This window comes from Cupriavidus sp. SZY C1 (assembly GCF_032190535.1).
Lineage (GTDB): Bacteria > Pseudomonadota > Gammaproteobacteria > Burkholderiales > Burkholderiaceae > Cupriavidus > Cupriavidus pauculus_C.
On sequence record NZ_JAUANU010000001.1, the window covers coordinates 470,522 to 495,102 of the forward strand.

The window sequence follows — 24,581 nt, forward strand, 5'->3', positions numbered from 1 at the left end:
CCCGCGATGCATACTCGACTGCGGGGCCGGCAAGCCGGCTTCACACTGATGGAACTGATGGTGACGGTCACCGTCATCGGCATCCTGGCCGCGATTGCCTACCCGTCCTACCAGGAATTCATCCGCAAGGGTCGGCGCACCGAGGCCAAGGCGGCGCTGATGGAAAATATGCAGCTTTTCGAGCGGCATTTTTCGCAGGTGAATACCTACTACGCCGCCGGCACGACCGTCACCTGGGACGGCTACAAGAAGTACTCGGGCGACAACCCCACCGGCGCGAAGTACACGATCTCGGCGATTCCCTGCACCGGTGCCGGGACACCCAACGATGGGCAGTGCGTGGAGCTGCGTGCAAAGCCGAATGCCGGCTTCGACGATCCCACGTGCGACGCGCTGGTACTGCGCAGCACCAACGAGAAGCTGGTCGCCATCGGCAGCACGGCGCCCAAGTCCGTCCCCAACTGCTGGTGACCGCCATGACCGCTACCCGGCAAAGGCTGCCGCGCCATCGCGGCTTCACGCTGATCGAGTTGATGACCACGATCGCGGTAGCCGCGGTCATCGTCGGCTTCGCCGTGCCCAGCATGGCCACGTTCATGAAGAACCAGCGGCTGCTGACCACGGCGGACAGCCTGAACGCGGCATTGACCAAGGCGCGCACCGTGGCAGCGGCCAGCAACAGCTACATCACGGTGGCGCCGGTCGACGAAGACTGGAAGAAGGGCTGGCAGGTCTTCAACGAGCATGCGTCGCCTGACGGCAAGTACAACGGCACGGACACGCTCATCGCGCAGTACGACCCGCTGCCGGACGGCATGGAGTACGCCTACGACGCCACGAACGGCTACAAGTACATCTCGTTTTCGCCAATCGGCTATTCGCAGTCGGCCAACAAGGCGCAAATGGCGATGGCAATCATGTTCACGCTGGGCGACGCGCGGCGACTCGTCGAAGTCAGTCCCCTCGGGCGGGCCCGAGTCTGCAATCCCGCCGCCGACACGCAGTACTGCGTGATGCCGACGATCAACCAGTAGCCTGGCTGGCGCGGCCCGGGGGCGGGAGCGGCCGCCCCCGGCCAGTTCCGAGCCCGGCTCGGACACACATTGACGCAACCCCGCAACGTCCCGACACGTTTCGACCCCGCTTTCGCCGCTATCTTGGCCATCCGTTCCGACCGAACCGATGCGCCATGTCTTCCGCTGTTTCCTGCCCGCTGCACCGCCCTGCCCTACGGCCGCTTCGCGCTCGCGCGGGCGGTGACGTGCTTGTTGAATCGCTGGTCTGCCTGGCGCTGGTGGGCCTGGGCGCGCTGCCGCTTGCGATGCTCGGCAGCAGTTGGCTACGCTGGAGCGGCGATCTCGAACGGCTGAACGGCACGCTGCGGGTTGTCGCCGAACAGGCGGAAGCCGGCCCGGACCGCTGGACACTGATCGGCGGCGATGCCGGCGGCGTCGCGCTGTGCGGGGCCCCGGCCGCCGGTGACGGTTGCGCGCCGGGAGAGCGGATCGCTGTCGCCCGGCTGCCGTCGGCCCGCGCTGGCTCGACGTTCGACATGGCGGCGCCGGCCACCCACGTCGCGTTGTGGGTGCGGCCATGATCGGACGCCGTCGCGCGGCGGGCTTCACGCTGGCCGGGATGATGGTCGGCGTCGCGCTGGGCATGTTGGCGATGCTGGCCGTGCTGGCCTGCCTGCAGGTCGTGCGCGACGCCTACGCGAGCGTGGTCGACAGCGTGCTGATCGAAGAACGCGGGCAGCGGGCGCTCGCCATCGTGTCGCACGCAATCCGGCAGGCCGGATGGATTCCGGCGCATGTCGCGCTGGCGCCCGCTCACGCCGCGCCGGCGTCGCCCGTCGAAGGGCGGGACGATTGCGCGCAGCCGTGGCTCCAGTCCGGGCTCCAGTGCGGCCGCTCGGGCGTGCATGCCAGCGACGCGTTGCTGGTGCGCGTATCGGGCAGCGGGCTCGCCGCCGATGCCACCCTTCCCGACGGCACGATGACGGACTGCGGCGGGTACCCGCTGCCGGCCCGCGCCGTGGCGGCCGAGGGTAGCCGGCCGCCCTACCACGCATCGGCCAATCTGTTCTATATCGGCACCGGCGGCGACGGCGTGCCGCAACTGCTCTGCCGCTATCCGAGCCGGCAGGGAAACCGGGTGCGGTCCGACGCGCATACCGCCGGGACCCTGGTGCGCGGCGTGGAGACGATGCAACTGCGCTATGGCGTCGACATCGACGGCGACGGCGCGCTCGACCGCTTCGTGCCGGCCGACGCCTGGCACGCCCAGGGCCCGGCTGGCTGGCACCGGGTGCGGGCCGTCCAGGTCGCGCTGGTCGTGCGCGGCGACCGGCCAACGCTCGCGCCAGGTACGGTGCAGACGCTTCGGCTGTTGCCGATGGACGGTACCGATACTGCCGACGCGTACACGTTCCAGCCGACGACCCATCCGCGCCTGCGGCGCCGGGCCTTCCTGACGACCGTGCGGCTGCGGAATCCGTCGCCCTGCCAGGAGTCACTATGTTGACCCGCCACCACAGCCAGGGCACCGCGCTGCTGGCATGCGTCGCCATGCTGCTGCTCCTGATGGGCGGCGTCAGCGTCGCCGCCCTGCACTTCCTGCTGGCCGGGCGGCACCTCACGAGCCAGCCGCTCGACCGCGAGATCGCATTCCGGGCCGCCGAGGCGGCCCTGCGCGATGCCGAGGCGGACCTGCTCGCCGCCATTGCCGCCGACGCGGAGCGAATCGCCACGTGGCCGGCCGCCGGTACCTGCGGCCTGGGCGCCCAGCGCGGTCTCTGCGCGGCCGATGGCGACCGCAGCGCATGGCGCGCATGGCTTGACGGCACCGCGCCGGGCGACCTCGGCATCCCGGTTGGCACCTACACCGGCGCCACGCTGCCGGCGCTGCCCGACGGCGTCATCGGCGCCACTGTCGCACCGCGCTACCTGATCGAGATCATGGACGACCCGCCGGCCTTGGGCATGTGGCCGCGCATGCGAATCGTCGCGCTGGGTCTGGGGCGTGACCCGGATGTCCGCGTGCTGCTGCAGACGGAGTTCCAGCCATGAACGTCTGCCGTCGATTCTTGCGTCTGCTTGTTGGCCTCGCGCTGGCGGCCGGAGCCATCGACAGCGCCGCCGCCATGCCCGGACAGTTGCCGCTCGGCTATCGGATTGCGGCCGGTACCTATCCCTGGACCGGCCAACTGCACGCGCTGGCGTTCCGCACGGCGAACCTGTCTTCGCAGGCGGTGCTGACGCAATGGGAAGCCGGCGCTCAGCTTGACCGACAGGACATTCACGCCAGGCGGGTGTATCTCGGCGGCAGCCGGCTGACGCCGCTGTACTGGACGGCCCTCGACACCGAGACGCAGGCCGTGCTCGACGGCATCGAGCCCAACGGGCTGGGCGCGGCGCGGCTGGCGTGGCTGCGTGGCGACCTGCGCGACCGCACCCTGAGGCGGCGCGACACGCGCCTGGGCAGCGCCGCGGGGTCGCGCGTCCACGTGGTGGCGCCGCCGTCCTGGCAGCCGATGCAGCCCGGCCATGCGGAATTCCGCCAACGCCATGACCGACGCTCGACCATGGTCTGGCTCGGCACCCGTGACGGCTTGCTGCATGGCTTCGACGCCGTGACGGGCCGCGAGCGCGCGGCCTTCCTGCCCCGGGCGATGCTGCCGGAAGCGGCCGCTTTCACCGCCCCCGACGGGGCCATGCCTGCCGCGCCCTGCCCGCGACCGTCGAGCATCGATGCCGATGTCTCGGGCATGTGGCGGACGCTGCTGCTGTGCGCCATCCCCGCAGCCAGGACGACGACGCCCGCGCGCCCGGGCACCGTGTTTGTGCTCGACGTCACCACGCCGGACGCCGACACACCGATCGGCCTGCTATGGGAAGCCGGCCGCAATCCGGCGTTGCCGTTGTCAGGCAGCGGGCCCGTTGGCGCGGTGATGTGGAAACAGGACGGGATACGACGCTGGGCGGCGGTGGCGCTCGTCGCTTCGGACCGGGACGCGGGACAACGGGCCGGCCTTGCGCTGCTGCCGCTAGACCGGCCGCCCCAGCGCTGGTCGGGCACGCATGCGGTGCGTCGCATGGCGCTGCCAGCATCTGGCTGCGGCGCGCCGACCGACGCGACCGAACTGCTGGCTGTCACCGTGCAATCCGCAGCCAGCGGCGTGGCCCGCGCGGCGTATGCGACGGATCGGCAAGGCCGGCTCTGGCGCTTTGCGCTCGACGATCTGGCCAGCCCTGCGCCGGGGCCGGCGGCGACGTGCCTCCATCGGCAGCGCGGCGTGGCCGGGCAGGCCGTGGAAGCGCCAGTCGTGGTGCAGACCGGCCAGGGCGCGCTCATCGTCTATGGCACGTCCGGCGAGTTGACGGCGGTGGCCGATGGCGCAAACCCGGCGGCATCTGGCACGCCCGCACGTATCCAGGCGCTGCCGAGCGGCGACGGCGTCGTGCTGCGCTCGGAACGGTCCGACGCCGCCTCACGTGGAGACGGCTGGACGCTGACGCTGCCGCACGCCGGCGAGCGCATCGAGACGCTATCCAGCGCCACCCCGGTGCACCTTGGCTTTACGACACTGGACGAACACGGGCAAGCGCGCAGCTATCTCGTCGATGCCGGGACCGGCGAATCGGTCGTCGTGGCCGGCACCGATGGCTTGCCGGCCCACGCGGTCACGGGGCTACCGTGGTCCGGTGGCACTGGCGTGCCGATCGGCGTGGTGTCGCCAGTGGCCACGGGCCCGGCCACCGCGCCGGGGACGTCGGTGCGCGACACCTTCTCGCTCGACCAATGGAATGTCCGTGGCGATGTCGCCGAGCCGTTGCAGCAGGCGCGCTGGCATCGGCGCCGGGGCCGGCTGGGCTGGCGCGAACTGATCCGGACCTCGCCATGACCGTGCCACGTGCCAACCCATCGCGCCGGCCCGGGTTCAGCGTCATCGAGCTGCTGATCGTGCTGTGCATCGTCGTAATCCTGACGGCAATGGCCGTACCGGCGTGGCAGCGGCACGTCGAACGGAGCTGGCGGATGCAGGCGCGAGCCGAGCTGCTGTCCGCGATGCTGGCGCTCGAACGCCACGCGCTGCTGACGCTGTCATTCGCGGCCACGCCCGGCGGCGCACACGCCGCTGGCGACTGGCCGAGGCCAGTCCCCCCGCCGCCGGCCCGGGTGCGGCACTGGCTGACGGCGACCAGTTGCGCCGGCATGGACCTGTCGCGTTGCGTCGAAGTCCGCGCAGCGCCGACGCAGCCCGACCCGCGCTGCGGCACGCTGGTGCTCCGCAGTACGGGCGAGTGGCTTTCACTGCCCCCGGCAGGCGATGCGGCAGTGCCAATGCCGGAGGGGTGCTGACATGGCGCGCGCTGACAGGCGACCTTGGCCTCGCGGCATGACGGTCATCGAACTGCTCGTATGCCTGGCGGTGGCCGCGGTGCTGGCCGTCGTGGCGTGGCCATCGGTCGGCGCGATCCTGGCCGAACACCACGCATCCCATGCGGCGGACCGGCTGGCGGCGTCGCTGGCGCTGGCCCGGACCACCGCGTCGGCCCGGCGCATGGAGGTCAGTCTGGCGCCGATTGCCGGCGCCGACACGCTGGACCGGGGCTGGCAGCTGGCCGTGGTCGACCCGGCGGGCGGCGAAGGGGCCGGGCCGGACCCGCCATTCCTCGTGGTGCCGCTGCACGAGCGATGCCTGCACATTGCGTTGCGGGCGCCCGGCGGCGTTGTAGCCAGGCAAAGCCTGCGCTTGACACCTGTGGGATACTCACGGTCTGAGCGGGGCGGCTTTCTGGCGGCCACATTCCAGGTGCGCTGCGGCAACGCGCAGCGCCAGGTCCGGCTGGGCGCGCAGGGGCGCATCCGGATCTGCCGGCCCGGCGCCGATGCCGATTGCCAATGAGATCCAGCGGACGCGACCTGCGTTGCCGCGGACCCATGACCATCCACGCTGTCCCCTGCCCGCCGTTTCACCCGACGCACTTTCAGGCCCGACTCGCCACACCATGTTCTCCGATTCCGACCACACCGCCATGGAGCAGGCCCTCGCACTCGCGGCGCGGGGCATGTTCACCACCACGCCCAACCCGCGCGTCGGCTGTGTCCTGATGAAGGATGGGCAGGTCATCGGCCAGGGCTACACCCAGCCGGCCGGCCAGGACCATGCCGAGATCCAGGCCATGAAGGACGCCATCGCGCATGGCCACGACCCGGCCGGCGCGACGGCCTACGTCACGCTGGAGCCGTGCAGCCACTTCGGGCGCACGCCGCCGTGCGCCGATGCGCTGGTCCGTGCCCGCATCGCGCGCGTGGTGGCGGCCATGGAGGACCCGAATCCGAGCGTGTCCGGGCGTGGCCTGCAGCGGCTGCGCGACGCGGGCATCGACGTCCGCTGCGGCCTGCTGGAAAAGGAAGCGCGCGATCTCAATATCGGCTTTGTCTCGCGGATGACGCGCGGCCTGCCCTGGGTGCGCGTCAAGCTGGCGGCATCGCTGGACGGCGGCACGGCGCTGCACGACGGCACCAGCCAGTGGATCACGGGCCAGGCCGCGCGCGACGACGGGCACTTCTGGCGCGCGCGCGCCTGCGCCATCCTGACCGGCATCGGCACGGTCCGCGACGACAATCCCGCGCTGACCGTGCGGGCAATTCCCACGCCGCGCCAGCCGCAGCGTGTGCTCGTCGATTCCCGGCTCGAAGTGCCGCTGGACGCCCAGATCCTGCATCGCGATACCGGTGAGTTCGCCAAACCCGTCCTGGTGTTCTGCGCCGTGGAAGACCGCGCCCGCCAGCGCGCGCTGGAGGATCGGGGGGCCGATGTCGTGGTGCTGCCCAACCGCCACGGCAAGGTCGAACTGCGCCGCATGCTGGAAGTCCTGGGCCAGCGCGGCATCAACGAACTGCACGTGGAGGCGGGGTTCAAGCTCAACGGTTCGCTGATCCGCGAACGTTGTGCGGACGAACTGCTGCTCTACCTCGCACCGCGGCTGCTCGGCGATGCCCAGGGCATGTTCAACCTGCCGCCGCTGGCCCGGCTGGACGACGCGGTGCCGTTCCGCTGGCACGAGATCCAGCAAATCGGCGACGACCTGCGCCTGATCGCCCGCCGCGAGGACAGCATGGACTGACCCCGGCCGCGCGATCCGCATCGCGCCCCGAATCCAAGCCATCAACGCATTCAGACAAAGGCAAGCATGTTTACAGGCATTGTGGCGGCCGTCGGCCGCATCGAATCCGTTTCCCCGCTCGGCGACGCCGATGCGGGCGTCCGCCTGCGCGTGGCCGCCGGCGACCTGGACCTGTCCGACGTGGGCATCGGCGACAGCATCGCCATCCAGGGCGCCTGCATGACGGTCGTGACGCTCGCGGCTGGCCACTTCGACGTGGACGTGTCCCGCGAATCGCTGGACAAGACCGTCGGGCTCGACCAGCCCGGACGCGTTAATCTGGAGAAAGCGCTACGCCTGGCAGACCGTCTCGGCGGGCACCTCGTGTCCGGTCACGTCGACGGGCTGGGCGAAGTGGTCCGCTTTGCCCCGGTCGGCGAATCGCACGAACTGCGCATCCGCGCTCCGCGCGAGCTGGGTCGCTACCTGGCGTACAAGGGCTCGGTGGTGGTCAATGGCGTGTCACTGACCGTCAACAGCGTCAGCGACGAGGCCGATGGCTGCGAGTTCTCGATCAACCTGATTCCGCATACCGTGGAAGTGACCACGCTCAACGAACTGGCCGCCGGCAAGCGCGTAAACCTGGAGATCGACCTGATCGCGCGCTACGTCGAACGGATGCTGTCGGCCGCGGACGCCGACGCCAAGCGCTGATCAGGCATCGGACGGATCGGTCGGCAAGAACCGCGGCGCCCCGAGGGTGTCGAGCGTACCGTCCGCCTGCTCGACGAACAGCCCGCGCGCCACATTGTGCGGATGCCGGGCGGCTTCGGCGATGCTGAGCACTGGCGCGTAGCAGACGTCCGTGCCACCGAGCAGGCTGTCCCAGTGGGCGCGCGGCTGGCTCAGGAACCGGGCCGCAAAGCGCTGCTTCAGCGCCGGCCAGGCGGCGTGGTCGTACTGGCTGGCCGGGTCGACGTCGTCGAAGCCGAGCTTCTGCAGCAGCAGCGCGTAGAACTGGGGTTCCAGTGCGCCGATGGTGACAAAGCCACCGTCGGCGCAGGCGTAGACATCGTAGAACGGCGAAGCGTGGAACGGGCTCGGCGCCGGGCCGTCGAGCTGGCCATTGTTGCGGACCCACAGCGCGATGCTGCCGAGCATGCCGACCATGTCGACGATGGCCGCGTCCACCACGCGCCCGCGTCCGGTGGCGCGGGCGTCGAGCATCGCGCAGACCATGCCGAAGGCCAGGCCGAGGGCGCCGCCGGCGTCGCCCAGGACCGTCGGCGGGGTGATCGGCGCCTGGCCGGGCCGGGCCGACAGGGACAACATTCCGGTCAGCGCCACGTAGTTCAGATCGTGCCCGGCGGTCTGTGCGAGCGGGCCGGCCTGGCCCCAGCCGGTCATCCGGCCGTAGACCAGCCGAGGGTTCCGGGCGGCGCAATCGGCCGGGCCGAGGCCCAGCCGCTCCATCACGCCGGGCCGGTTGCCTTCGATCAGGCCGTCGGCGGCGGCCACCAGGCACATCGCCTCGGCGTGGTCGGCCGGCTGCTTGAGGTCCAGCAGCACGATGGTCTTGCCGCGCCGCAGCGGGCTGGGCTTGTCGCCGCCGAGCTGGTTGGCCACGGCGCCGCGCTGGGGCCGGGCGACGACTGTCACCTCGGCGCCCATGTCGGCCAGCATCCGGCCGGCCAGCGGTCCGGGCCCCAGGCCCTCGAATTCGACGATGCGGATGCCCTGCAATGGCGGCTTCATGCGCAAACTCCCGGCCGGTCAGTCCCGGCGATGGCTGGCGTGCGGCGACGCGACCCTATCGATATGCCGCCGAATCCACTTGTGCGCAACCCGGGCCAACCCGCCCCCCGGGGCCCGGCGGCACGGCTTGCGAACGGGGCGATGGGGGGCGGCATGTCGTACAATAGCGGCCTTGATTTCGCCGGTATCGCGGCATCCGCGCCGGCCTGCCCGCCTGATTGCTCGCATTCCGCATCCCCGCCTGCCACTGAACGCCGCCCCAAGCCATGACAATCGCCCGTACTGAAGACATCATCGCCGACATCCGCGCCGGCCGCATGGTCATCCTCGTCGACGAGGAAGACCGCGAGAACGAGGGCGACCTGGTGCTGGCAGCCGATTTCGTTACGCCCGAGGCGATCAACTTCATGGCCAAGTACGGCCGCGGCCTGATCTGCCTGACGCTGACCGCCGAACGCTGCCGCCAGCTGGAGCTGTATCCCATGGTGTCGCGCAACGGCACGGTGCACGGCACGAACTTCACGGTGTCGATCGAGGCCGCCGAAGGCGTGACCACCGGCATCTCGGCCGCCGACCGCGCCCGTACCGTGCAGGCGGCGGTGGCGCGCGACGCCAGGGCGTCGGACCTGGTGCAGCCCGGCCACATCTTCCCGCTGACGGCCCAGCCCGGCGGCGTGCTGATCCGCGCCGGCCACACCGAGGCCGGCTGCGACCTGGGCGCGCTGGCCGGCCTGACCCCGGCGGCCGTGATCTGCGAGATCATGAAGGACGACGGCACGATGGCGCGCCTGCCCGACCTGGTCGAGTTCGCGCGCGAGCACGATCTCAAGATCGGCACGATTGCCGACCTGATCCACTACCGCAGCCGCACCGAGAGCATCATCGAACGCATGGGCGAGCGCGACATGCAGACGCCGTGGGGCCAGTTCCGCAGCGTGATGTACCGCGACAAGGCGTCGGGCCGCGCGCACCTGGCCTTCGTGAAGGGCCAGCCGCACCCCGAGCAGGAAACGCTGGTGCGCGTGCACGAGCCGCTGTCGGTGCTGGACCTGCTCGAAGCCAGCCGCACCACCCATTCGTGGAGCGTGCCGGCCGCGCTGGAAGTGCTGCACGGCGCCGAGCGCGGCGTGGTGGTGCTGCTGAACTGCGGCGACGCCCCCGAGCAGTTGTTCGAACAATTCGCGGCGCTGGACGCCCCGCAGGAACGTCCGCGCCGCAAGCCGGACCTGCGCACCTACGGCGTGGGCGCCCAGATCCTGCGCGATGTGGGCGTGGGCAAGATGCGGGTGCTGGGCTCGCCGGGCAAGATGCCCAGCATGACCGGCTACGACCTGGAAATCGTCGGCTGCCAGCCCATGGAAGGCGAGCCGGCCTGCGACTGATCGGCCGGGCGGCCTCTGTCCCGCCCGCCATACGGCATCACACGGCATGACGCGGCATCGGCCCCAACCCGCCGGTGCCTGACCCCAACAACGGAGAAATGACAATGGATCACGGCTTCTACGAGAGCAACCTCGACGGTGAAGGCCTGCGCATCGGTATCGTGCAGGCGCGCTTCAACGAGCCCGTCTGCGACGAACTACGCGAAGCCTGCACGGCCGAGCTGGAAAAGCTGGGCGTCGAGGGCGAGGACACGCTGCTGGTGACCGTGCCGGGCGCGCTGGAAGTGCCGCTGGCCCTGCAGAAGATGGCCGAGAGCGGCCAGTTCGACGCGCTGATCGCGCTGGGCGCCGTGGTGCGCGGCGAGACCTACCACTTCGAACTGGTCTCGAACGAATCGGGCGCCGGCATCACGCGCGTGGGGCTGGATTTCAACGTGCCCATCGCCAACGGCATCCTGACCGTCGACACCGACGCGCAGGCCCATGCCCGCACCCGCGAGAAGGGCCGCGACTGCGCCCGGACCGCCGTGGAAATGGCCAACCTGGTGGTGGCCCTGGATTCGCTGCGCGAGAACGATGGCGACGACGAAGACGACGAGGAAGATGATGAGTAATGCGCCCGACAACGGCGACGCGAACGACGTTGGCGCCAAGCCGGCCGGCGCGAAGCCCCGCACCGAACCGAAGGCCCCGCCCAAGAGCGCGCGCCGCCGGTCCCGGGAACTGGCCCTGCAGGGCCTGTACCAGTGGCTGCTGAATCGCAACGATATTGGTGCGATTCAGGCCCACCTGCATGACGCGCAAGGCTTCAACAAGGCCGACCGCGAGCATTTCGATGCGCTGCTGGGCGGCGCGGTGCGCGAGGAATCGCGCCTGACCGCCGCGTTCGAGCCGTTCCTGGACCGTACGGTCGACGAACTGTCGCCGGTGGAGCGCGCTGCGCTGCTGGTGGGCAGCTACGAACTCGTGCATTGCCTGGACATCCCGTACAAGGTCGTCATCAACGAGGCCGTGGAGCTGACCAAGACCTTTGGCGGCGTCGAGGGCTACAAGTACGTGAACGGCGTGCTGGACAAGCTTGCCGCCCAGGTGCGCGCGGCCGAGGTGGCGGCGCGGCGCTGAGCGTCGTCCTGGCGCCTGCCCGGCCATTGCCCGGCCGTCAGGTTGCCGTCCCGATAGTTGTTGCCTTCCGGCCGATGGCATCCGATGATGCCTGTTGACGCCCGTTGGCCGGCATGACACCCGCCCCGGCGGGTGTTTTCATTTGAACCGCTGATCTTTCGCCCTTCAGTCATGGACTACGCCCGCATTGCCACCGCTTCCCGCCTTGCCAACATCGAGGCCTTCCATGTGATGGAACTGGCCAAGCAGGCGGCCGAGCTGGAGCGGGCTGGCCGGCACATCATCCACATGGGAATCGGCGAGCCCGATTTCACGGCGGCGGCGCCGGTCGTCCACGCGGCCGAGGTGGCCATGCGGCGCGGCGTCACGCAGTACACGGGCGCGCTGGGCATCCACGCGCTGCGCGAGGCCATCGCCGGCTACTACAAGACCGCGTACGGGATCGACATTCCCGAGCGGCGCGTGATCGTGACGGCCGGGGCGTCGGGCGCGCTGCTGCTGGCGTGCGCGGTGCTGGTCGAGATTGGCGCCGAGGTGCTGATGCCCGACCCGAGCTATCCGTGCAACCGGCACTTCGTGGCGGCCTTCGACGGCCACGCCAAGATGATCCCGAGCGGCCCCGCCGAACGCTTTCAGCTCACCGCCGCCCAGGTGGCCGCCAACTGGGGCGAGAAAACGCGCGGCGTGCTGCTGGCGTCGCCCTCGAATCCCACGGGCACATCGATCCTGCCGGACGAACTGAAGGCAATTCTGGCGGAAGTGCGAGAGCGCCGCGGCTTCGCGATCCTGGACGAGATCTACCAGGGCCTGTCGTACGACGCCCCGCCGGTCTCGGCCCTGTCGCTGGACGACAACGTGGTGACCGTCAACAGCTTCTCGAAGTACTTCAACATGACAGGCTGGCGGCTCGGCTGGCTGGTCGTGCCCGATGCGCTGGTCCCGGCCTTCGAGAAAGTGGCGCAGAACCTGTTCATCTGCGCGTCGGCCGTGGCCCAGCACGCGGCAGTGGCCTGCTTCTCGCCGGAGGCACTGGCGATCTACGACGAGCGCAAGGCCGAGTTCCACCGCCGCCGCGACGCCATCCTGCCCGCACTGGAGGCCCTGGGCCTGCGCGTGCCGGTCAAGCCCGACGGCGCGTTCTACGTCTACGCCGACTGCCGCCACGTGAACCACCCCGCCGCCGGCAACGCCGACAAACTGACGCAGGCCATCCTGCACGACGCCGGCGTGGTCATGGTGCCCGGCACCGATTTCGGCCCGCACACGGCCAACGACTACATCCGCATCTCGTATGCGACGTCGATGGCCAATATCGAGGAAGCGATGGACCGGATGCATCATTTCCTGCGATGAGGCGGGTTGGCGGCCCCTGCGGCACCGGCGTCGCCATCGTCATCGCCAAACGAAAAAAGGCACCCCGAGGGGTGCCTTTCCTTTGCCTGCGCACTGGCGCGCTGGCGGGCCAGCCGTGGCGGGCCCGAGCGGGGATCAGGCCGCCTGTGCCGTGTTGCCCGATGCCTCGAGCTTCTCGCCGTTCTGGTGGTGCTCGGCCTGCGTCTTGTCGTCGCCGGCCGCCTTGGCGGTGGCCGTGTCGGCATTCGAGAGGCCCAGCAGGGCCCGCAGCCGCGCACGCTCGGCCAGCACCTTGGCGCCGTAGCCGCCGTCGGTATTGGTCGTGGCGCCCACGTAGTACTTCAGGCCGCCTTCGATCGTACCGGCGCGGGCGATGCAGTCCTTCAGCACCAGCGCGCCGATCTTGATGTTGGCGTACGGGTTCAGGGCCGCGGTCACGCCGCCCACCGCCTCGTACTTGTCCTGGTGGACCTTGGTCATCACCTGCATCAGGCCCTGCGCACCGACACCGCTTTCGGCGTACGGGTTGAAGCTCGACTCGATCGCGATCACGCCCAGGATCAGCAGCGGATCGATGCCGACCTCGCGGCCGGTCATGTAGGCCGCCTTGACCAGTTGCGCGGTCGCCTGCGTCGCCACGCGATACTTGCGGGCGATGTAGTCGGCCACGGCCGCCTGCTCACGGGCGGACCCGAGGGCGCTCGTGTTGCGGGCGTCCAGCGCCACGCGCTGCACCGGAATCTGGGCAGCCAGGTGCGCCACCGACGGTACCTTGCCGGCCGGCGTCTGGCTCCACTCGTCCACGCCCGACACGGTCGGCAGGCCCTTGGCCTTGACCGGGGTCGTGGCCAGCAGGCGCGCGGCGGCCGCATCGGCAGACATCGACGGCACGGGCGTGCTTGCCACGGCGTTGATCGTGCTGACCGCCTGCGCGTTGGCCACGGCGGCGTCCACCAGCACGGCAGGCGCTTCGTTGCCCGCCAGCGCGCCGGCCAGCGAGGTGCGCCATTGCTGGCTGACGGTGAGAGTGACCGCTGCGGCCACCGACAGCACCCCGAGGCTGTTCAGGGTGTACTTCAAGGTTGTGCGGCCGCCGCGCAGCAACGCGCGGCCTGCCACCGGATGGGCCAGACGCACTTGCAGCGCGCGGCTCACACCGGGTACCGGCTGTCTGAAGCGGACCTGCAATGCCCGCCCGATGCCGGGAAGATGAAGGGTTTTCCAACCGCTCATGCTTACCTCCATCCGTCGCCCGCTGCGCGCGCCCGACAACTGCGCGTGCCCGATCTCAACGTATTCAAGTAAGGATGCTGCGCCACCTAGCAGGGGTGTCCAAGCATCTGTTGGCGGGCGCTCCCCATGCGCCCAACGAGAAACAGGGTACAGCTTGGGGAGCCGCACCCTGCCACGAATCACTCAATACGACCCCAGCCTCCCGCCGGGGGACCGCGCGCCGGGCACCTCGGAGGGGCCGCTTGGCTGGCGGTCGATGGGGACATGTCGACGCTGCTTTTTTCGCTGGCACCTCTTGACAGCAGGCGCCCGGCTATGTTGCAACGCAACACCCCACAGAGCAGACCGGATTGTAGGAACGCTTTTATAACCCGTCAAGCATAAGAACTCGAAAAATTACTACTTCAAGCAATATGTAACAATGACTTTTACAGCACCTCGCGACAAGTCAGTTTCCCGGAATCGCAGGCCCGACCTAGCCTCGCAAATGTCTGGACAAAGGCCCGAACTCGTAACTTGCTTACAATTTCCTGGCGCATTTCGACACGATTTTTTTGCGCCGTTGAGGCCGCGTGTGTATCGTCACACACACCGCATCCGCCCGTCCTGCCTTGGCGCGGCGCCACATCCCGAACCAAAATCACCATGCAATACAAAGATTTACGCGATTTCATCGGCCAGCTCGAACAGCGTGGCGACCTGCGCCGCGTGACCGCGCCGGTGTCGCCGAACCTGGAGATGACCGAGATCTGCGACCGACTGCTGCGCGCCAACGGCCCGGCGGTCCTGTTCGAGGCGCCGCGCCGTGACGATGGGGATATCTATAAAGTACCTGTTCTGGCAAATCTGTTCGGGACGACACAAAGAGTGGCACTGGGCATGGGCGCGTCCACGCTGGAGGACCTGCGCGACATCGGCCGCGTGCTGTCCGCGCTCAAGGAGCCCGAGCCGCCGCGCGGCCTGAAGGAAGCCGGCAAGCTGTTCACACTGGCAAAGTCCGTCTGGGACATGGCGCCCAGGCGCGTCAGCAGCCCGGCCTGCCAGGAGATCGTCTGGGAGGGCAACGACGTCGACCTGGCGCGTCTGCCGATCCAGACCTGCTGGCCCGGCGACGCCGCCCCGCTCATCACCTGGGGCCTGGTCGTGACCAAGGGCCCACACAAGAAGCGCCAGAACCTGGGCATCTACCGCCAGCAGGTGATCAGCCGCAACCAGGTGATCATGCGCTGGCTGGCGCATCGGGGCGGCGCGCTCGATTTCCGCGAGCACGCGCTGGCCAACCCCGGTCAGCCGTTTCCGATCGCCGTGGCGCTGGGCGCCGACCCGGCGACGATCCTGGGCGCCGTGACGCCCGTGCCCGACACGCTGTCCGAATACCAGTTCGCCGGCCTGCTGCGCGGCAGCCGCACCGCGCTGGCAAGCTGCCTGACGCCGACGCTTGGCGACCTGTCGGTGCCGGCATCGGCCGAATTCGTGCTCGAAGGCCATATCCAGCCCGATCCGAACCATCCGTCGGGCTACCAGCACGCGCTGGAAGGTCCCTACGGCGACCACACCGGCTACTACAACGAGCAAGACTGGTTCCCGGTCTTCACGATCGACCGCATCACGATGCGGCGCGACCCGATCTACCACTCGACCTACACCGGCAAGCCGCCCGACGAGCCGGCCGTGCTGGGCGTGGCGCTCAACGAGGTGTTCGTCCCGCTGCTGCAGAAGCAATTCCCGGAAATCACCGATTTCTACCTGCCGCCCGAAGGCTGCAGCTATCGCATGGCCGTGGTGCGGATGAAGAAGCAGTACGCCGGCCACGCCAAGCGGGTGATGTTCGGCGTCTGGAGCTTCCTGCGGCAGTTCATGTACACCAAGTTCATTATCGTGGTGGACGACGACATCGACGCTCGCGACTGGAAGGAAGTGATCTGGGCCATCACCACGCGCGTGGACCCGACGCGCGACACCGTGATGGTGGACAACACGCCGATCGACTATCTCGACTTCGCCTCGCCGGTGTCCGGGCTGGGCTCGAAGATGGGCATCGACGCCACCGACAAGTGGCCCGGCGAGACCACCCGCGAATGGGGCACGCCGATCCAGATGGACCCGGCCGTCAAGACCCGCGTCGACGCCATCTGGGGCACGCTGTTCGAAGCCGGCAAGTAGCCCGGCAGCCACTGCGGCGGTCCGCTATCATCTGCGGACCGCCCAACACTCTCATGGCCCGCGTCAGACGGGCTGCGGAGGAGACCCATGACCCAGGCAGGGACACTGATGTGGACGCCGTCCGCGGCGTTCGCCCATGGCAGCCAGCTGGCCGCCTTCATGGCATGGCTGCGCCGCGAGCGCGCGCTGGACTTTGCCGACTACGCCAGCCTCTGGCAGTGGTCGGTGACCGATATCGAGGCGTTCTGGCAGGCCATCGTCGACTATTTCGACGTCCGCTTCGACACGCCGCCCCGCGCCGTGCTTGCCGCGCGCACCATGCCCGGCGCGCGCTGGTTCGAAGGCGCCACGCTGAACTACGTGCAGCAGGTGTTCCGCCATACCGGCACGGGCGCAGACCGCCAGCGCACCGCCATCCGCCATGCCGGCGAGGCGCAGCCGCTGGCCGACATCAGCTGGGCCGCGCTGGAAAGCCAGGTCGCCTCGCTGGCGCATGCGCTGCGGCAGATGGGCGTGGCGCGCGGCGACCGCGTGGCCGGCTATCTGCCCAACATCCCCGCCACGACCATCGCGTTCCTGGCCACCGCCAGCATCGGGGCGATCTGGTCCGGCTGCGCGCCGGACATGGGCCAGGTGGCCGTGATCGACCGGTTCCGGCAGATCGAGCCCAAGGTACTGATCGCCGTGGACGGCTACCGCTACGGCGGCAAGGACTATGACCGCGCGCCGGTGATAGCCGACCTGGTGACCGCCCTGCCCTCGCTGACCGATATCGTGATCGTCCCGTCCATCGGCAGCGACGTCGCCGTGCCGCCGCGCCTGCGCCGCCACGCCTGGGCCGACGCCATCGCCCACGACGTGCCGCTGCAGGTGGACCCTGTACCGTTCGACCACCCGCTGTGGATCGTCTACTCGTCGGGCACCACGGGCATGCCGAAGCCGATCGTCCACGGCCACGGCGGCATCGTGATCGAGCAGTTGAAGCTGATGGCGTTCCACAACAACCTCGGCCCCGACGACGTGTTCCACTGGTACAGCAGCAGCGGCTGGATCATGTGGAACGCCCAGGTGGCCGGCCTGTTGCTCGGCACGACGATTGCGCTGTACGACGGCAACCCCGCCTGGCCCGACGCGGGCGTGCTCTGGCGCTTCGTCGACGACGCCCGCGTGACGATGTTCGGCGCCGGCGCGGCGTTCTTCGCCAACTGCATGAAGGCCGGCGTGGAACCGGCGCGGATTGCCGATGTGTCGCGGCTGCGCGGCATCGGCTCCACGGGCTCGCCGCTGTCCGAGGACGCCTACGCCTGGATCTACGGCCACGTCCGCGACGACGTGTGGCTGGCGCCGATGTCGGGCGGCACGGACTTCGCCGGGTCGTTCGTGGCCGGCTGCCCGATGCTGCCGGTCTACGCGGGCGAGATGCAGTGCCGCTGCCTGGGCGCCAAGGTGGAAGCGTTCGACGACCACGGCCACGCGCTGATCGACGAGGTCGGCGAACTGGTCTGCACCGAGCCGATGCCGTCGATGCCGCTGTTCCTCTGGGGCGACGCCGACGGCAAGCGCTATCGCGACAGCTATTTCGACGTCTACCCGCAGACGTGGCGGCATGGCGACTGGATCCGCATCACGCCGCGCGGCGGCGCGGTGATCTACGGCCGGTCCGACGCCACGATCAACCGCCACGGCATCCGCATGGGCACCAGCGAGCTGTACCGCGTGGTCGAGGAACTGCCCGAGGTGCTCGACAGCATGGTGGTCGACCTGGAATACCTGGGCCGCGAGTCGTACATGCCGCTGTTCGTGGTGCTGCGCGAGGGCCGCGTTCTCGACGACACGCTGCGCGAGACGATGCGGGCGCGCATCCGGGCCGCGCTGTCGTCGCGCCACGTGCCTAACGAGATCGTCCAGGTTCCCGGCGTGCCGCGCACACTGTCCGGCAAGAAGATGGAAGTGCCGGTCAAGAAGCTGCTGCTGGGCCACGCGCCGGACAAGATCGCCAATCCCGACGCGATGGCCAATCCGGACTGCCTGCCGTGGTACTTCGCCTACGCGGCCGACTATCTGGCGCGGCAGCCGCGCGTGGCATGAGGGGCAGGGGTGGCGCGAGTGGCGGCTCGGGGCTCAGCGGTCCACGTCCAGTTCGCTGATCTCGCCGGGCTCGTCGCGCGCGCCGCGAATCCACTCCTGCAGCTCCGGCATGGCCAGGATCGTCTTGCAGAACGCCACCAGCGGCGGCTCCAGCTTCACACCGTAGGTGACAAACCGGGTGACCACTGGCGCGTACATCGCATCGGCCATCGTGCGCTGCTCGCCGAACAGGTACGGCCCGCCGTAGCGGTCGAGGCACTCAGTCCAGATCGTCGAGATCCGGTCGATATCGGCCTGCGCCCGCGACCACACCTTGAGCCCGGGGAAATGCCCCTTCAGGTTCATCGGCAAGGCGGCGCGCATGGCGGCAAACCCCGAATGCATCTCGCCGCAGATGGCGCGGCAGTGCGCGCGGGCGGCCAGATCGGCGGGCAGCAGCCGCGCTTCCGGCCGAATCTCGTTGAGGTATTCGCCGATGGCCAGCGTGTCCCAGACCGTCACGCACTCGTGGCGCAGGCACGGCACCAGGAACGAGGGCGAGAGCAGCAGAATCTCGGCGCGCACCGCGGGATCGTCCGGCGTCACCAGCACCTCCTCGAACTCCAGCCCCGCGAACCTGGCCAGCAGCCAGCCCCGCAGCGACCACGATGAATAGGTCTTGCTGCTGATCGTCAGCGTCGTCTTGGCCATCCTCTCTCCTCCGCCCAGCCCTGGGCGCGATGGTTCGCTTGCAGTATCGGCGGCCCGTCGCCGTTTCGCCAGCTTGCACCGTGGCTGTGCGCGGCGGGTGGTCTGGCGGCTGCCGAAGTGCCGCAAAATTCACACATTGCGCTTGGCTTGGCGCCGCGCAGACATCGGTCGTCCTGCGTTCGCAACCCGCATGCCACCTCGCCGGGCGCTGCCGGATTGCGCTACGCTCCAGCTTTCCCTTTGCGCGCAGGGCCACGATGACCATCACACAGCGTTTCCAGGGCCAGGACCTGCTCCGCGTCGGCCGCGACGACAACTTTCTGCTGCTGGCCCCGGCCCACGGCGGACGCCTGGTCCGCTGGGTCTGCCGCGACGAGGACATCCTCTACTGGCCCGACAACGCCGACTGGTCGCGCGTCGCCAAGGTACGCGGCGGCAACCCGCTGCTGTTCCCGTTCATCGGCCGCCATTTTGTCGACGGCGAGGCCGGCAAATGGCGCGACGGCGCCGGCGCCGTCCACGACCTGCCCCAGCATGGCTTCGCCCGCGACCTGCCCTTCGACGTATCGGCCCTCTCCGATGAAGCGGTCAGCCTGTCGCTACAAGCATCCGACGCCACACAGCCAGGCTACCCCTTCAAATTCGTCTTCACGGTCACCTACCGACTCATACCGGACGGCCTGGCGGTGACGCTGCATACCCGGAACACCGGCAACACCCCGCTCCCCTATTACGCCGGCCACCACTTCTACTTCGCCCTGCCCCACCAGGCGCGCAGCCAGAGCCGCCTCGCGCTGCCGACATCGACGCGCGTCCGCCAGCAAGCTGATGGCAGCCTGACCCCGCCCGAAAGCGGCGAGCCGGGCTACGCCCTGGACGACCCCCGCCTGCAGGACACCTTCCACGTGCTGCAGCACGCGACGGCACCCACACGTCTTGAACTCCCAGGCCGCCGCATCGACCTGGACCTCGACATCGAAGGCTCGACACCATGGTACGCAGTGACCACGTGGACGGAACGAGACGATTCTGATTTTTACTGCGTGGAGCCATGGCTGGGTTTGCCAAATGCGATTCACCATGGCAAGGGGCTGCGGTGGGTGGCGCCAGGGGCGGAGGAGTCGGCGAGCTGCCGGGTGATGGTGGGATAGCGGCACCAGTGCGCCGAGTCACCGCCGACACAAAGCCGCATGTGATCGGACACCTAATTTAACAACGCATCGGGCCAATCCGCGCCACAATCGTGGCTGGCATGAAGCATATGGAGGGTCGCATGCGGTGCGAAGGCAAGTGGATGGACGGCGGTACGACCAGTGGGCGGACGGGCGCGAGTACCGCGGTCTTTGGAGCGCTAGACGCCCTGGACAAGCGCCTCGTCCGGATCGACGCCAACCTCGAAGTCATGGACGATCGGCTGCGCAGCGTCGAGAACCGGGTCGAACGGATCGAGGAGCGCGTGATCTTCACCGCGACCAAGGCGGACGTACTGCAGTGCCAGACCGACGTCTACCGCGCCATCAACATGCAGACCTGGCGGCTGGTGACCTTCGTTTCGGGCTTCGGCGCGCTGCTGACCGCGGCGACGTTCTATATCGCGCGGTCCATCCCTTGACGGCATGGGTGCCGGCGACTTTGCCGCAACTGGCATGAGGCCCCTGGGACCATGCTACAATCCGCCCCCAGTAAGCCATAGCGGGCGTCGTATAATGGCCATTACCTTAGCTTCCCAAGCTAAAGACGTGGGTTCGATTCCCATCGCCCGCTCCAGTTCTCACCTGACAAGCCGCCCTGGCACCCGGTCGAAGGATGACCGGTAGACTGCCCGGCGGTTTTTTGTTGCCATGCTTCCCCAAGACACGCATACCGACACGCTGCCCGGCGACGATGCCGACGGCGCCAGCGGAACTCCCGCAGACGCTTCCAGCGCTCCCACCCAGCCCGGCGAAGGGGTCGCGCACCCGCGCCGCATCCGGTCGTTCGTGCGGCGGGCCGGCCGGACGTCGACCGGACAACAGCGCGCCATCGACGACCTGGGCCCGCAGTTCATCGTGCCCTACCGCCCCGAGCCGCTGGACTGGACGGCCACCTTCGGCCGCCAGGCGCCGTCGATCCTTGAAATTGGCTTTGGGATGGGTGAGACGACCGCGCATATCGCCGGCCTGCGTCCGGATGACAACTTCCTTGGCTGCGAGGTACATGAGCCGGGCGTCGGGGCGCTGCTGAAGCTGATCGGCGAGCGGGACCTGCAGAACGTGCGCATCATGAACCACGATGCCGTCGAGGTGATTGCGCACATGCTGACTGAGCAGTCACTGGACGGCGTGCATATCTTTTTTCCCGACCCGTGGCACAAGAAGCGTCACAACAAGCGCCGGCTGGTGCAGCCGCCGCTGGTCAAGCTGCTGGCCAGCCGACTCAAGCCGGGCGGCTACTTCCATTGCGCCACGGACTGGGAGGAGTACGCGCACCAGATGGTCGAGGTGCTGTCGGGCGAGCCCACGCTGGTGAATACGTCGCAGGCGCCGGGCGGCTTTGCCGAACGGCCGGACTACCGTCCGGTGACGAAGTTCGAGAAGCGCGGCTTGCGGCTGGGCCACGGGGTCTGGGACGTCGTGTTCCGCAAGGCGTAAAAAAAGGGGCCGGATCGGCCCCTTTTTCATGGGTGGTGCGTTCCGGCACGCCTCAAGCGTGCCACGACACCAGCCCGGTCCACGCCGTCAGCAGCACGATAATCCCGAAAGCAATCCGGTACCACGCAAACGGCTTGAAATCGTGCGTGGCGACGAATCGCAGCAGCCAGCGCACGCACAGGAACGCCGACAGGAACGCGAACACGAAGCCGATCGCAAAAACGCCAAGATCGTCGGCCGACAGCACGGCGCGCGCCTTGTAGAGTTCGTACACCGTGGCGCCGAAGATCACGGGGATGGCCAGGAAGAACGAAAACTCGGTCGCCACTTGCCGCGACAGACCGAACAGCATCCCGCCGATGATGGTCGCGCCCGACCGCGACGTGCCGGGCACTAGCGCAAAGCACTGGGCGGCGCCCACCTTGAGCGCATCGCGCCACGTCAGGTCGTCGATCGACTCGATGCGCGGCGCGCCGGCCTTGGCCGCTTCCAGCAGCGCGTTGCCCTGCGGATGCGACACCATGCCCCGCCGCGCCTCGCGCCATTCGGCCCAGAGGATCACCACGCCGCCGACGATGAATGCCATCGCCACCGAGATCGGGTTGAACAGATGGGCCTTGATCCATTTACCGAACACGAACGCCAGCACGATGGCCGGCAGCGTGGCCACGATCACGTTGATGGCAAACCGTTGCTGCTTCGGGTCGGACGCCAGGCCGCCCAGCGCCGCGCCGATGCGGCGGCGGAATTCCCAGCAGACCGCCAGGATGGCGCCGAACTGGATCACGATCTCGAAGATCTTGCCCTTCTCGTCGTTGAAATCGAGCAGTTGCCCGGCGAGGATCAGGTGCCCGGTGCTGGAAATGGGAAGAAACTCGGTCAGTCCTTCGACGATGCCGAGAATGACGGCCTTGAGGGCAAGTGCAATATCCATATGGACTCGAAAAAGTACGCGCGAAAGGCGGTCTGACCCGCCCGCGATGCCGGGCACCGCAATATTGTTGATCTGGATTTACGGCCGATTGATCTTGACGTTGATACCGTCGGGCAGGACCGTGATTGTACCGGGCTCCACGCTCGTGCCGGCCAGCCGCAGTTGCTCCGGCTTGAACGTATAGAGCGGATATCCCTGCAGCAGCTGCTCGGACAACAACCCGCCCAGCGCATTGAGTTGCCGCGAGAACTGGCCCGGCAGCCCCTGCACGTCGAACTGCTTGACCTCGGGGTCCTGCAGGACCAGCGAGTGCGTGGGCGGGTCGTAGCGCAGCGCGCTGTCCAGCGCAAAGCGGCCGGTCAGCGGCTGGCGGAAGAACAGCCGGTTGTCGATGGTCGCGTCGAAGCTCACCAGCACCCGGTTGCGGGGGCTATCGAGCACCAGTTGCGGATTGGCCAACTGGATGTCGAACACTTCCATATAGCGCTTGTTGAACGGAAACTTCCGCGCCAGCGCATCCTGCAACTGGCTCTGCGAGAACGTGTACTCGCTGCGGAAGACGCTGCAGCCGGCCAGCCATCCCGCGCCGGCCAGCGCGGCCATGCCCGTTGCGGCCAGCCAGCGCCGGCGCGTCATTGCGATCATGCATGCTTCTCCATCTGGGGCGGGACGTCAGGCGGCCAGCGCACCGGGCGCCGTCGCCTGCTCCAGCCGGGTCAGCCACACCAGGGCCGCTTCCCGCGAATCGCCACACATCTCGGCCGACGGCCGCAGGCCGCCGCAAAACGCCGGGCGCTCGGGACGGCCGAAGACCGCGCAGCGCATGTCCGGCATCAACTGGACGCACCGCTGCCCGGCCGGCTTGCCATCGGGCATGCCCGGCAGGGGCGACGTGATGGACGGGGCGATGCAACACGCGCCACAGCCATCGCGGCAGGTCGGTTCAGACTGGCAGGACATGGTGAAGGTTTCAGTGGCGGATGCCGACAATAGCGGCAGCGCAGTCGCGCGGCCGAGGCGCCATTGTGCCTGAGCGGGCGCGGCCGACCTGCAACAAAGGGCAACATGCGTGCGATACCGCACTTTCACCGTTCGTCGCACGCCGCTTGACGCGCCCAGATCGGCCCCCTACATTACTGACCGACAAGTTATTTAATGCCGCGGCAACCCGTGCGCCGCCTGTCCCGTGACCCCTGCCCTGCCCAAGAAAGACGCCGACACCCGCCGATGGAGCCGCCGCAAGGCCGCGCGCCCGCAAGAACTGGTGGCCGCCGCGCTGACACTGTTCGTCGAGCGCGGCTATGCCGCGACGCGGCTCGAAGACGTGGCGGCCGCGGCCGGGGTGTCCAAGGGTACCGTCTACCTGTACTTCGCCAACAAGGAAGAGCTGTTCAAGACCGTGGTGCGCGAAAACATGGTGCCGGCGCTGGCCAAGGGCACCGAGGTCGTCGACACGTTCCAGGGCTCCACGCCCGAACTGCTGCGCGAGTTGCTGCTGGGATGGTGGGGCCTGATCGGCGCCACGCCGGTGGCCGGGCTGACCAAGCTGATCATCGCCGAATCGGGCAATTTCCCCGACATCGCCCAGTTCTACCAGGACGAGGTCATGGGCCCGGGCGACGAACTGTTCGCCCGCGTGCTGGCGCGCGGCGTGGCGCGCGGCGAGTTCCGCGAAGTGCCCGCTAACCCGACCACGACGCTGCTCTGCGCCCCGCTGGTGTTCCTGATGCTGTGGCGCAACGCGTTCAGCCAGTTGAACGTGCCGGCCATCGACCCGGATGCCTTTGTCGACCAGTTGCTGCAGGTGCTGCTGTTCGGCCTGACCACCGGCACGTCGCGCGATACCCCGCTGCCGGCGCCGCAAGGCCCGTTCATCTGGGAGAAGATCCGCGACGAACTGAACGCCGAGCGGGCGGCCACGGCATTGCAGGACACCGCCGAAGACGACACCGACCCCACCCGGCCATGAAGACCCCCCTCGCCCGCCCCGCCCCCGCGTGCCGCCACGCAACGATAACGGTTTGTAAACATGCCAGCCGGGTCCGCAGGGGTAAAATAGCGGGCTTTTGCGTAACATCCCGGCCAGCCGCGGCAGCGCGCCCGGCCGGGACACGGCAAA

General features: G+C 68.7%; 26 protein-coding genes and 1 tRNA gene. 21 read left to right on the top strand and 6 right to left on the bottom strand.

Translation table 11 applies throughout. From position 1 onward, the window contains the following. Nucleotides 1–6: 6 nt before the first annotated feature. From QTN24_RS02235 to QTN24_RS02280, 10 genes are all read left to right on the top strand, one after another. Nucleotides 7–471 (top strand): type IV pilin protein, encoded by a 465-nt coding sequence (locus QTN24_RS02235; protein WP_124683518.1) that lies wholly within the window; start codon nt 7–9, stop codon nt 469–471. 5 nt (nt 472–476) lie between these two features. Next, the gene (locus QTN24_RS02240; protein ID WP_124683517.1) at nt 477–1,034 is read left to right on the top strand and encodes a GspH/FimT family pseudopilin; all 558 of its coding nucleotides are present in this window, start codon (nt 477–479) and stop codon (nt 1,032–1,034) included. 227 nt (nt 1,035–1,261) lie between these two features. Continuing rightward, nucleotides 1,262–1,597 (top strand): hypothetical protein, encoded by a 336-nt coding sequence (locus tag QTN24_RS02245; RefSeq protein WP_313835174.1) that lies wholly within the window; start codon nt 1,262–1,264, stop codon nt 1,595–1,597. Continuing rightward, nucleotides 1,594–2,523: a PilW family protein gene (locus QTN24_RS02250; protein WP_313835175.1), complete on the top strand. Its 930-nt coding sequence runs from the start codon at nt 1,594–1,596 to the stop codon at nt 2,521–2,523. The genes QTN24_RS02245 and QTN24_RS02250 overlap by 4 nt, the downstream gene beginning before the upstream one ends. After that, entirely contained in the window at nt 2,517–3,068 is a 552-nt protein-coding gene (locus tag QTN24_RS02255; protein WP_313835176.1) for a pilus assembly protein PilX, read from the top strand. Before QTN24_RS02250 ends, QTN24_RS02255 begins: the two co-directional genes overlap by 7 nt. Beyond that, nucleotides 3,065–4,903, top strand: coding sequence for a PilC/PilY family type IV pilus protein (locus QTN24_RS02260; RefSeq protein ID WP_313835177.1), 1,839 nt, complete (start codon nt 3,065–3,067; stop codon nt 4,901–4,903). The genes QTN24_RS02255 and QTN24_RS02260 overlap by 4 nt, the downstream gene beginning before the upstream one ends. Next, a complete protein-coding gene (locus tag QTN24_RS02265) occupies nt 4,900–5,361 on the top strand; it encodes a type IV pilin protein (protein WP_313835178.1) in 462 nt (153 codons plus the stop codon). Before QTN24_RS02260 ends, QTN24_RS02265 begins: the two co-directional genes overlap by 4 nt. Before the next feature lie 37 nt (nt 5,362–5,398). After that, on the top strand, nt 5,399–5,908 hold the full coding sequence (locus tag QTN24_RS02270; RefSeq protein WP_313835179.1) for a GspH/FimT family protein: 510 nt from the start codon (nt 5,399–5,401) through the stop codon (nt 5,906–5,908). A gap of 103 nt (nt 5,909–6,011) precedes the next feature. Next, nucleotides 6,012–7,133: a bifunctional diaminohydroxyphosphoribosylaminopyrimidine deaminase/5-amino-6-(5-phosphoribosylamino)uracil reductase RibD gene (gene ribD, locus QTN24_RS02275; protein ID WP_313835180.1), complete on the top strand. Its 1,122-nt coding sequence runs from the start codon at nt 6,012–6,014 to the stop codon at nt 7,131–7,133. Between the two features lie 66 nt (nt 7,134–7,199). Beyond that, on the top strand, nt 7,200–7,826 hold the full coding sequence (locus QTN24_RS02280) for a riboflavin synthase (protein WP_313835181.1): 627 nt from the start codon (nt 7,200–7,202) through the stop codon (nt 7,824–7,826). Here QTN24_RS02280 and QTN24_RS02285 read toward each other — a convergent pair whose 3' ends face one another. After that, nucleotides 7,827–8,867, bottom strand: coding sequence for a CaiB/BaiF CoA-transferase family protein (locus QTN24_RS02285; protein WP_313835182.1), 1,041 nt, complete (start codon nt 8,865–8,867; stop codon nt 7,827–7,829). 266 nt (nt 8,868–9,133) lie between these two features. Here QTN24_RS02285 and ribBA point away from each other — a divergent pair, with 266 nt between their 5' ends. From ribBA to QTN24_RS02305, 4 genes are all read left to right on the top strand, one after another. Continuing rightward, nucleotides 9,134–10,249, top strand: a complete 1,116-nt coding sequence (gene ribBA, locus QTN24_RS02290; protein WP_313835183.1) for a bifunctional 3,4-dihydroxy-2-butanone-4-phosphate synthase/GTP cyclohydrolase II — start codon at nt 9,134–9,136, stop codon at nt 10,247–10,249. Between the two features lie 104 nt (nt 10,250–10,353). Further along, a complete protein-coding gene (gene ribH / locus QTN24_RS02295; RefSeq protein WP_124685052.1) occupies nt 10,354–10,863 on the top strand; it encodes a 6,7-dimethyl-8-ribityllumazine synthase in 510 nt (169 codons plus the stop codon). Beyond that, complete coding sequence (nusB, locus tag QTN24_RS02300) at nt 10,856–11,371, top strand: transcription antitermination factor NusB (protein ID WP_124685053.1); 516 nt, start codon at nt 10,856–10,858, stop codon at nt 11,369–11,371. The genes ribH and nusB overlap by 8 nt, the downstream gene beginning before the upstream one ends. Before the next feature lie 171 nt (nt 11,372–11,542). Beyond that, a complete protein-coding gene (locus tag QTN24_RS02305; RefSeq protein WP_124683507.1) occupies nt 11,543–12,724 on the top strand; it encodes a pyridoxal phosphate-dependent aminotransferase in 1,182 nt (393 codons plus the stop codon). Between the two features lie 135 nt (nt 12,725–12,859). Here the strand turns inward: QTN24_RS02305 and QTN24_RS02310 are convergent, their stop codons facing one another. Continuing rightward, nucleotides 12,860–13,957: a lytic transglycosylase domain-containing protein gene (locus QTN24_RS02310; protein ID WP_124683506.1), complete on the bottom strand. Its 1,098-nt coding sequence runs from the start codon at nt 13,955–13,957 to the stop codon at nt 12,860–12,862. Nucleotides 13,958–14,602: 645 nt separating this feature from the next. Here QTN24_RS02310 and ubiD point away from each other — a divergent pair. After that, nucleotides 14,603–16,120, top strand: coding sequence for a 4-hydroxy-3-polyprenylbenzoate decarboxylase (gene ubiD, locus QTN24_RS02315; protein WP_313835184.1), 1,518 nt, complete (start codon nt 14,603–14,605; stop codon nt 16,118–16,120). A gap of 87 nt (nt 16,121–16,207) precedes the next feature. Next, nucleotides 16,208–18,208: an acetoacetate--CoA ligase gene (locus QTN24_RS02320; RefSeq protein WP_313835185.1), complete on the top strand. Its 2,001-nt coding sequence runs from the start codon at nt 16,208–16,210 to the stop codon at nt 18,206–18,208. Nucleotides 18,209–18,241: 33 nt separating this feature from the next. Here QTN24_RS02320 and QTN24_RS02325 read toward each other — a convergent pair whose 3' ends face one another. After that, a complete protein-coding gene (locus QTN24_RS02325; protein ID WP_313835186.1) occupies nt 18,242–18,898 on the bottom strand; it encodes a glutathione S-transferase family protein in 657 nt (218 codons plus the stop codon). 257 nt (nt 18,899–19,155) lie between these two features. On the opposite strand from QTN24_RS02325, the gene QTN24_RS02330 reads away from it, so the two are divergent. The 4 genes from QTN24_RS02330 to trmB all read left to right on the top strand — a co-directional run bounded on the left by QTN24_RS02330 (nt 19,156) and on the right by trmB (nt 21,528). Next, the gene (locus tag QTN24_RS02330) at nt 19,156–20,049 is read left to right on the top strand and encodes an aldose epimerase (protein WP_313835187.1); all 894 of its coding nucleotides are present in this window, start codon (nt 19,156–19,158) and stop codon (nt 20,047–20,049) included. A gap of 101 nt (nt 20,050–20,150) precedes the next feature. After that, nucleotides 20,151–20,510, top strand: coding sequence for a hypothetical protein (locus QTN24_RS02335; RefSeq protein ID WP_313835188.1), 360 nt, complete (start codon nt 20,151–20,153; stop codon nt 20,508–20,510). A gap of 80 nt (nt 20,511–20,590) precedes the next feature. Then, nucleotides 20,591–20,665: transfer RNA gene (locus QTN24_RS02340), tRNA-Gly, on the top strand. A gap of 74 nt (nt 20,666–20,739) precedes the next feature. Beyond that, nucleotides 20,740–21,528, top strand: coding sequence for a tRNA (guanosine(46)-N7)-methyltransferase TrmB (trmB, locus tag QTN24_RS02345; protein WP_313835189.1), 789 nt, complete (start codon nt 20,740–20,742; stop codon nt 21,526–21,528). 52 nt (nt 21,529–21,580) lie between these two features. On the opposite strand, the gene QTN24_RS02350 is transcribed toward trmB, so the two are convergent. The 3 genes from QTN24_RS02350 to QTN24_RS02360 form a co-directional block, all read right to left on the bottom strand. Beyond that, complete coding sequence (locus tag QTN24_RS02350; protein ID WP_124683499.1) at nt 21,581–22,462, bottom strand: undecaprenyl-diphosphate phosphatase; 882 nt, start codon at nt 22,460–22,462, stop codon at nt 21,581–21,583. 78 nt (nt 22,463–22,540) lie between these two features. Further along, a complete protein-coding gene (locus QTN24_RS02355) occupies nt 22,541–23,107 on the bottom strand; it encodes a DUF1439 domain-containing protein (protein WP_313835190.1) in 567 nt (188 codons plus the stop codon). Nucleotides 23,108–23,134: 27 nt separating this feature from the next. Next, complete coding sequence (locus QTN24_RS02360) at nt 23,135–23,422, bottom strand: YkgJ family cysteine cluster protein (RefSeq protein WP_124683497.1); 288 nt, start codon at nt 23,420–23,422, stop codon at nt 23,135–23,137. 226 nt (nt 23,423–23,648) lie between these two features. Here QTN24_RS02360 and QTN24_RS02365 point away from each other — a divergent pair, with 226 nt between their 5' ends. Then, complete coding sequence (locus tag QTN24_RS02365; protein ID WP_313835191.1) at nt 23,649–24,431, top strand: TetR/AcrR family transcriptional regulator; 783 nt, start codon at nt 23,649–23,651, stop codon at nt 24,429–24,431. Nucleotides 24,432–24,581: the final 150 nt, after the last annotated feature.

What these genes read in the sequence shown, in the direction of transcription:
- QTN24_RS02235 (WP_124683518.1), top strand. Translation starts at nt 7, where the DNA reads ATGCATACTCGACTGCGGGGCCGGCAAGCCGGCTTCACACTGATGGAA.
- QTN24_RS02240 (WP_124683517.1), top strand. Translation starts at nt 477, where the DNA reads ATGACCGCTACCCGGCAAAGGCTGCCGCGCCATCGCGGCTTCACGCTG.
- QTN24_RS02250 (WP_313835175.1), top strand. Translation starts at nt 1,594, where the DNA reads ATGATCGGACGCCGTCGCGCGGCGGGCTTCACGCTGGCCGGGATGATG.
- QTN24_RS02255 (WP_313835176.1), top strand. Translation starts at nt 2,517, where the DNA reads ATGTTGACCCGCCACCACAGCCAGGGCACCGCGCTGCTGGCATGCGTC.
- QTN24_RS02260 (WP_313835177.1), top strand. Translation starts at nt 3,065, where the DNA reads ATGAACGTCTGCCGTCGATTCTTGCGTCTGCTTGTTGGCCTCGCGCTG.
- QTN24_RS02265 (WP_313835178.1), top strand. Translation starts at nt 4,900, where the DNA reads ATGACCGTGCCACGTGCCAACCCATCGCGCCGGCCCGGGTTCAGCGTC.
- QTN24_RS02270 (WP_313835179.1), top strand. Translation starts at nt 5,399, where the DNA reads ATGACGGTCATCGAACTGCTCGTATGCCTGGCGGTGGCCGCGGTGCTG.
- ribD (WP_313835180.1), top strand. Translation starts at nt 6,012, where the DNA reads ATGTTCTCCGATTCCGACCACACCGCCATGGAGCAGGCCCTCGCACTC.
- QTN24_RS02280 (WP_313835181.1), top strand. Translation starts at nt 7,200, where the DNA reads ATGTTTACAGGCATTGTGGCGGCCGTCGGCCGCATCGAATCCGTTTCC.
- QTN24_RS02285 (WP_313835182.1), bottom strand. Translation starts at nt 8,867, where the DNA reads ATGAAGCCGCCATTGCAGGGCATCCGCATCGTCGAATTCGAGGGCCTG.
- ribBA (WP_313835183.1), top strand. Translation starts at nt 9,134, where the DNA reads ATGACAATCGCCCGTACTGAAGACATCATCGCCGACATCCGCGCCGGC.
- ribH (WP_124685052.1), top strand. Translation starts at nt 10,354, where the DNA reads ATGGATCACGGCTTCTACGAGAGCAACCTCGACGGTGAAGGCCTGCGC.
- nusB (WP_124685053.1), top strand. Translation starts at nt 10,856, where the DNA reads ATGAGTAATGCGCCCGACAACGGCGACGCGAACGACGTTGGCGCCAAG.
- QTN24_RS02305 (WP_124683507.1), top strand. Translation starts at nt 11,543, where the DNA reads ATGGACTACGCCCGCATTGCCACCGCTTCCCGCCTTGCCAACATCGAG.
- QTN24_RS02310 (WP_124683506.1), bottom strand. Translation starts at nt 13,957, where the DNA reads ATGAGCGGTTGGAAAACCCTTCATCTTCCCGGCATCGGGCGGGCATTG.
- ubiD (WP_313835184.1), top strand. Translation starts at nt 14,603, where the DNA reads ATGCAATACAAAGATTTACGCGATTTCATCGGCCAGCTCGAACAGCGT.
- QTN24_RS02320 (WP_313835185.1), top strand. Translation starts at nt 16,208, where the DNA reads ATGACCCAGGCAGGGACACTGATGTGGACGCCGTCCGCGGCGTTCGCC.
- QTN24_RS02325 (WP_313835186.1), bottom strand. Translation starts at nt 18,898, where the DNA reads ATGGCCAAGACGACGCTGACGATCAGCAGCAAGACCTATTCATCGTGG.
- QTN24_RS02330 (WP_313835187.1), top strand. Translation starts at nt 19,156, where the DNA reads ATGACCATCACACAGCGTTTCCAGGGCCAGGACCTGCTCCGCGTCGGC.
- QTN24_RS02335 (WP_313835188.1), top strand. Translation starts at nt 20,151, where the DNA reads ATGAAGCATATGGAGGGTCGCATGCGGTGCGAAGGCAAGTGGATGGAC.
- trmB (WP_313835189.1), top strand. Translation starts at nt 20,740, where the DNA reads ATGCTTCCCCAAGACACGCATACCGACACGCTGCCCGGCGACGATGCC.
- QTN24_RS02350 (WP_124683499.1), bottom strand. Translation starts at nt 22,462, where the DNA reads ATGGATATTGCACTTGCCCTCAAGGCCGTCATTCTCGGCATCGTCGAA.
- QTN24_RS02355 (WP_313835190.1), bottom strand. Translation starts at nt 23,107, where the DNA reads ATGATCGCAATGACGCGCCGGCGCTGGCTGGCCGCAACGGGCATGGCC.
- QTN24_RS02360 (WP_124683497.1), bottom strand. Translation starts at nt 23,422, where the DNA reads ATGTCCTGCCAGTCTGAACCGACCTGCCGCGATGGCTGTGGCGCGTGT.